This window comes from Micromonospora sp. (assembly GCF_048594385.1).
In the GTDB taxonomy this organism is placed as follows: Bacteria; Actinomycetota; Actinomycetes; order Mycobacteriales; family Micromonosporaceae; genus Micromonospora; species Micromonospora wenchangensis.
The window spans coordinates 1-4,535 of sequence record NZ_JBMDWU010000096.1 but is presented as its reverse complement, the minus strand read 5'-3'; the positions used below and the strand labels follow the sequence as shown (position 1 = coordinate 4,535).

Sequence of the window (4,535 nt, the reverse complement as noted above, 5' to 3'; positions counted from 1 at the left end):
CCGACCCCCGGACCCACCCGGTGGGAGCCGCCCCGGAAGCCGATCGGCGAGGTGGTCGACACCGGCATCCGGTACGGCGTCGAGCAGCGGGTGTACTACCTGGTGGCGGTCGACGTGCCCGAGGCGCCCCGGGTGCGGGTCGGGTTGATGGCCGGCCGCCGTACCCCCGCCGGCGAACTGACCGACGACATCGTCCTCAACGACGTGCGGGGCAGCGACCGGCGACCGGGCTTCCACGAGATCGGGTACGACGACGCGACCCCCTCGGACGACCGCCCACCGGTGCCGACGTTCGGCTACTTCGTCGGGCCGGCGAGCCGGATCGTCGGCACCGCCGGGGGCCGGCAGGTCGACGCCCGGCTGGCCCGGTGGAGCACCGACCCGGAACTGGTGATCTTCTGGTTCGATCCGGTCGACCTCACCCCCGGCGTACGACTCGACGGCATCGTCGCCCGCGACCGCTCCGGCCGCCTGCTCTGACCGGCGACGGGGCGGCCGGGTGCCCCGGTCCGGGCGGCGTGGGCGGTGCGTACCCCGTGGGCGCGGACCTCGTGCCGGGCTCCGGTCCGTCGGGTGGCCGCCTCCCGACGTGCTTGTATCGTGCCGGGCGTGACGCGCACCGACTGGTCGGACATCCGTGGACGGCTCGCCCGGTTGGCCGCGACGCCGGACTCCGGTGCGGTGTTCGGTGCCGGCGACCACGGGTGGGAGCTCGAACCACCACTGACCGCCGAGGAGTTGGCCGAGGTGGGGGAGCAGTTGCGGGTGGAGCTGCCCGCCGAGTACCTGTCGTTCCTGCGGGAGGCGGGTCGGGGCGGCGCGGGGCCGGCCTACGGGCTGTTCCCGATGCGCCGGCGCGACGGACGGTGGCAGTGGGAGGGCGACGGCGCGGACCTCACCACACTGGCGGCGCTCGGGCGTCCCTTCGCCCACGTCGAGGCGTTCAACCCGGCCGACGGCCTACCCGCCGAACCCGAGGAGGACGACTACGACTCCCCCGAGGCGTTCACCGCCGCGCAGGACGCCCACTGGGAGCGGTACGAGCAGGTCGTCTACACGCCGGAGAACTCGGTCGGCCTGCTCTACCTGTGCCATCTCGGCTGCGCGTTACGGGAGGCACTCGTCGTCAGCGGTCCCGCCCGGGGACAGATGTGGGCGGACGACATCGCCGAGGGCGGTGGGTTCCGGCCGCTGTACGACGACGACGGGACACCGCTGGGCTTCGCCCGTTGGTACCGGCGCTGGCTGGAGGCGGCCGAGCGCGAGGTCGCACCCGGCTAGCCGTCCTGGTCGACGGCGAACGGGCAAGCCGCGAAGCGGCGCAACAGTCGAGCGCCCCGGCATCGACGACGAGCGGCCACGCTGGCGCTCGTCACGGCCCAACCTATCGGTCACGACCAGTCCGACGCGTGGCGCGATACTCAAGGAACCAGTAGGTGGCCATGAGGACCGATGCGGCCAGCAACAACCCCGCACCGATCCACCGGCCCTGAGCGCGCCAAGCGCTGGGCGTGACCTCCGTGAGATTCCCTACCCCCAGGAGAGCGTAGAAGCCAATGCACGCCGCCCCTGCGGCCCACACGCGGGGGTAACGCAGGGTCCGCCCGAGCAGCTGAACCGTTGGCGTGCGCCGGCTGCGAACAACCACCCAAGCAGCGCACCCGATCAGGGCGACAGCAGCGCCGGCAAGCAGAGTGTCGGCAACCAGGAGGTCCATGACCGTTTCACCCGACTCATAGGTCGTCACGGCAGTCACGGTAGCGGTACCACACAGCTGCCGACCGCAGACATATGGGCAGCCGTCGTCTGGTGCGGCGGGCGTCGGGTGACCCGATCATGGCGTCGGTGTTGGTCATGCCCGGCAGCCGTCACGAGATCGAAGACATCTACGCGCTGTCCTGACCTGGTCAGGACCACACGTCGCCGTAGAAGTCCTCGTCGTCGTCGGCTTGCGGCAGCGGGGTCCGCCACCACAGCTCGATGAGGAACTCCTGGGTGTCGGCCCGCCTGCGGTGGACCCGAACCCCGTAGACGCCGGCTCCCTGCGAAGGGGTGACCTCCATTGCTGCTCCGGAGGTGATCACCTCGACGATCAGCTCTCCGGTCGGGCAGTGCAGCTCAAGCTGTCGAGATTCGTCCCACGGGCCGCTGTCCGGCGCGGGCTCACTGGCCCACGTCCGGAGTTCAAGGCCCACCTTCGATGCGTCCGAGAGAACTCGAACGCAGATTTCGTACGTGAACGCGCCGGCTACCTGGTCCTCCGCGTCCTGGAGTGACTCGCCTTCGTCGCCGGCATCACACCACACGTCCCGCAGGACAAAGTGGCCATAGTGGGGGCTGAAGGTGGTGCGGTGCACCATGAGCGGCTTCATGGGTCCGGAGGCTGGCACCACCGTCCGACATTCGGGTACGAGAACGGCCCAGGCTCGGCGAGTATGCCGCTGACCTGGGCCGGAGGGTGTGGAGCGGGCGACGGGAATCGAACCCGCACCGTCAGTTTGGAAGACTGAAGCTCTGCCATTGAGCTACGCCCGCGTACGCCCGGAAACCGGACGCGCCGCAAGCCTACCCCCACCCCCTCCCCCCGGCATTTCCTCCCCCCGACCCCGTGTCCTCGGTGATCAAGAGGTTCGCGTCACCCTCGACGCTCCCCCCTGACGCAAACCTCTTGATCACCGAGACCGTGCCGAGGTCGCGCCGAGACCGTGCCGAGGTCGCGCCGAGACCGTGCAGCGGACATGTCGAGGACACGTCGAGTGCGCACCGGGGACACGCCGGGTGAACGCCGGGGGCGTACGGCACACACGTCGAACGCGAGTGGGGGACGGGCCGGTGGGGGACGCCCCGGCATACCGGGCAGGGCGCGACGGCATACACTTCTTTCGCCACGGGGTGTGGCGCAGCTTGGTAGCGCACTCGCTTTGGGAGCGAGGGGCCGTGGGTTCAAATCCCGCCACCCCGACTGCGTGCGCATCCCGGGATCATCCCCGGGAGGCGACGCCGATCCGTGCGGTTCGCCGGGCGCTGCCGGAGCAGCGTCCCGGCTCGCCTACACTCGATGCGCGCAATCACGCCCAGACCCAGACCCACCACTGAGATCCGTCAAGGAGTACGCCTGTGAAGAGCACCGTCGAGACTCTGAGCCCGACGCGCGTGCGGCTCGCCATCGAGGTGCCGTTCGTCGAGCTCGAGCCGAGCCTCAAGAAGGCGTACCGGGAGATCGGCCAGCAGGTCCAGGTTCCCGGCTTCCGTCGGGGCAAGATCCCGGCCGCCGTGATCGACCAGCGGGTGGGCCGGGGCACCGTGCTCAACGAGGCGGTGCAGGAGGCGATCCCGCAGAACATCCTCGCCGCCGTACGTGAGCACGACCTCAAGACGCTCGGCCGTCCCGAGGTCGAGATCACCGAGTTCAACGACGGTGACTCGCTCAACTTCACCGCCGAGGTCGACGTCCGGCCCGAGCTGACCCTGCCGGACCCGGCCACCGTCGAGGTGACCGTCGACGAGCTCCAGATCGACGAGAGTGAGATCGACGAGCAGGTCAAGAACCTGCGCGAGCGGTTCGCCACGCTCAAGACCGTCGAGCGGGCCGCCGCCGAGGGTGACTACGTGCAGATCGACCTGAACGCGACCGTCGACGGCGAGGACGTGCCGGGCGGCTCGGCGAGCAACATCTCGCACGAGGTCGGCAGCAAGCAGCTCCTGCCGGGTCTGGACGAGGCCCTGGTCGGTCTCGCCGCCGGCGACGACACCACCTTCACGACCCAGCTCGTGGGCGGCGACTTCGCCGGCCGGGACGCCGAGGTGGCGGTGACCGTCCGCACGGTCAAGGAGAAGGAGCTGCCGGAGCTGGACGACGACTTCGCCCAGATGGCCAGCGAGTTCGACACCATCGAGGAGCTGCGCGCCGACCTGCGGGAGAAGGTCACCCGGGGCAAGCGGGTCGAGCAGATCTACGCCGCCCGGGACAAGGCCCTGGAGCAGTTGGTCGCCGCCGCCGAGGTGCCGGCGCCGGAGGGTGTCGTCCGCGAGGAGGTCGAGAGCCGTAAGCAGGCGATGGTCGACCAGCTGGAGCGGATCGGCGCCTCGATGGAGGAGTACCTCGCCGCCGAGGAGAAGACCGAGGAGCAGATCGACACCGAGCTGACCGAGGCGGCGACCGAGGGCGTCAAGATCCAGCTGCTGCTGGACACCCTGGCCGACGCCGAGGACACCCAGGTCTCCGACGACGAGTTCGGCCACGAGATCGTCCACCGGGCGCAGCGCGCCGGGATGGCCCCGCAGCAGTACTACGACCAGCTGGTCCGCTCCGGTGCCGCCGCCGCCGTCTTCGGTGACGTGCGGCGCGGCAAGGCGCTCGCCTCCGTGATGGAGAAGATCAAGATCAAGGACTCGGCCGGCAACGAGGTCACCCTCGACGCGTTGCGGGCCGAGAGCGAGCAGGCGCACGACCACGACCACGAGCACTGATCCGACCCGGTAGGCCGCCCGGCGCCCGGTGGGGCGCCCGCCGGCCCACACCCAATTACCGGGAA

3 protein-coding genes, 2 tRNA genes and 1 pseudogene are annotated in these 4,535 nt (G+C 70.4%); 4 read left to right on the top strand and 2 right to left on the bottom strand.

Annotated elements, in window-relative coordinates; genetic code table 11:
• Positions 1-480: pseudogene (locus ACOJTC_RS04285) on the top strand (hypothetical protein); the annotation flags it as partial.
• A 129-nt stretch (positions 481-609) separates the two neighbouring features.
• Positions 610-1,281 (top strand): SMI1/KNR4 family protein, encoded by a 672-nt coding sequence (locus ACOJTC_RS04280; RefSeq protein WP_420115836.1) that lies wholly within the window; start codon positions 610-612, stop codon positions 1,279-1,281.
• Positions 1,282-1,907: 626 nt separating this feature from the next.
• On the opposite strand, the gene ACOJTC_RS04275 is transcribed toward ACOJTC_RS04280, so the two are convergent.
• Both ACOJTC_RS04275 and ACOJTC_RS04270 read right to left on the bottom strand, forming a co-directional pair.
• Positions 1,908-2,372 carry a hypothetical protein gene (locus ACOJTC_RS04275; RefSeq protein ID WP_420115835.1) on the bottom strand — a complete coding sequence of 155 codons (465 nt, stop codon included), beginning with the start codon at positions 2,370-2,372 and terminating at the stop codon, positions 1,908-1,910.
• A gap of 89 nt (positions 2,373-2,461) precedes the next feature.
• Positions 2,462-2,535 (bottom strand) — tRNA-Gly (locus ACOJTC_RS04270).
• Between the two features lie 353 nt (positions 2,536-2,888).
• Here ACOJTC_RS04270 and ACOJTC_RS04265 point away from each other — a divergent pair.
• Positions 2,889-2,962 (top strand) — tRNA-Pro (locus ACOJTC_RS04265).
• Positions 2,963-3,117: 155 nt separating this feature from the next.
• Positions 3,118-4,470: a trigger factor gene (gene tig, locus ACOJTC_RS04260; protein ID WP_204928617.1), complete on the top strand. Its 1,353-nt coding sequence runs from the start codon at positions 3,118-3,120 to the stop codon at positions 4,468-4,470.
• Positions 4,471-4,535: the final 65 nt, after the last annotated feature.

Bases quoted from the DNA above. Each gene is read 5' to 3' on its own strand.
- ACOJTC_RS04275 (WP_420115835.1), bottom strand. From the start codon at position 2,372: ATGAAGCCGCTCATGGTGCACCGCACCACCTTCAGCCCCCACTATGGC.